Origin of the sequence: Corynebacterium sp. HMSC30G07, assembly GCF_001806945.1 — a bacterium.
Taxonomy (GTDB): domain Bacteria; phylum Actinomycetota; class Actinomycetes; order Mycobacteriales; family Mycobacteriaceae; genus Corynebacterium; species Corynebacterium riegelii.
The window spans coordinates 1-820 of record NZ_KV786445.1; the positions used below are offsets into that span (position 1 = coordinate 1).

General features: G+C 63.9%; 1 protein-coding gene. It reads right to left on the bottom strand.

What is annotated here, in order from left to right; all coding sequences use genetic code 11:
• Nucleotides 1–94 precede the first annotated feature (94 nt).
• On the bottom strand, nt 95–820 hold a 726-nt coding region (locus HMPREF3104_RS00600; protein ID WP_070493232.1), incomplete at its 5' end, for a hypothetical protein.

Consider the following 820-nt stretch of genomic DNA (forward strand, 5'->3'; position numbering starts at 1 on the left):
GACAAATCCGACGACGCCATTTTGCCGACCTGGGCTTTTGGCAAACTACTAAGGGCCCGCTGCACGATTTGTCAGAGGGGGCCAGGGCCGAATATCAGAGCGCGGCGAGGAACTCTGCGACGTCGCGAACCCGGCGGCGGATTTCCGCCGGCGTAGCAATGTAGTGCGTTGAGAAGTACTCCGACCGTGTAAAAGAACCAGGTAGATCGGCTGGCAACGGCGCCGCCATCTCATCGCGGGAGGCGACTTGGACCAGCACGGGCGCCGAACCAACTGCGGCAAGCGTTTCCGGCGGAACCTGAACTGGGAAGGTTAGCGCGTAGGCGTCGGCACCCGAAGGGACCGAGGTAGCGGCGGAACCAAACGCCCACACCGAACAAGCACCACCACCAGCACCACCAGCCCGCTCGCGGGCGTACGCCAGGGCGGCTTCGGCGTCGGCAACGTCGTTGACGTCCAAGATTGTTACGCCGGAGAGTTCCGCGGCGGCGGCAACATCTGGCTGCCAAGCGTGGCTGCGGTGACCGGGTACCTCGCTATTCAGCGACACAGCCCAGGCGCCGGTGGGGGAGCTGGGCACGAACACTTCGCCCAGTTCAACGGACTCCACCGTCACACCTTGGGCAAACGCTACCGCGGGCATCGCGTGGTCCACGGCGCTGCCGAGCATGAGCATCGCGGCGTGCGTGATGCGATCCGGCAGCAATGCCAAATACTGCGCTGCGTCCTGGTCATAGGTGGCCTCGATGTAGGTCACCAACTGTTCAAGTTGCAGCTCTGGTGGCATCTCGCGGTCACGGCCGCCAACATGGAAGTCCTC